Here is a 390-nt window from a genome sequence, read left to right on the forward strand (position 1 = left end):
ATGCAGGAGCGTCGATTTACCGGCGCCGGAGCGGCCAATGACCCCGACCATTTCCCCGGCGTGCAGATCAAAGCTGATGCCGTCCAGCACTTTGTGCTGGGCTTGATAAGCTTTACTCAGATTACGCACGCTTAAGACCTTCCGCTGCCGGCCGGCAGCGAGATCGGTGAACGGCTGGTAATCAGTTTCTGCCACCGCGGCAAGAGAGCTGTTCATAAGAGTGTCCAGGTTCGTCATTAACTGGCCACTATTAATAGGTCTTTATATGAAATTTCGATGACGGTATTGCGAACAAAGCGTGAACTGGCGTGAAAGAGCGACGGCCAGCGGCTCAACGCGTGCGGCATGCTGGCGGCTGGCGAAGCGCCGAAAAGCCGCTATGCTTTGGAG

1 protein-coding gene is annotated in these 390 nt (G+C 55.9%); it reads right to left on the reverse strand.

Features of this window, described 5'->3' with window-relative positions; translation table 11 throughout:
- On the reverse strand, positions 1 to 216 hold a 216-nt coding region (locus tag ACEWB7_RS18610; protein WP_411581177.1), incomplete at its 3' end, for an ATP-binding cassette domain-containing protein.
- Positions 217 to 390 lie beyond the last annotated feature (174 nt).

This window comes from Acinetobacter sp. NIOH-H-8 (assembly GCF_046635365.1).
GTDB lineage: Bacteria > Pseudomonadota > Gammaproteobacteria > Pseudomonadales > Moraxellaceae > Acinetobacter.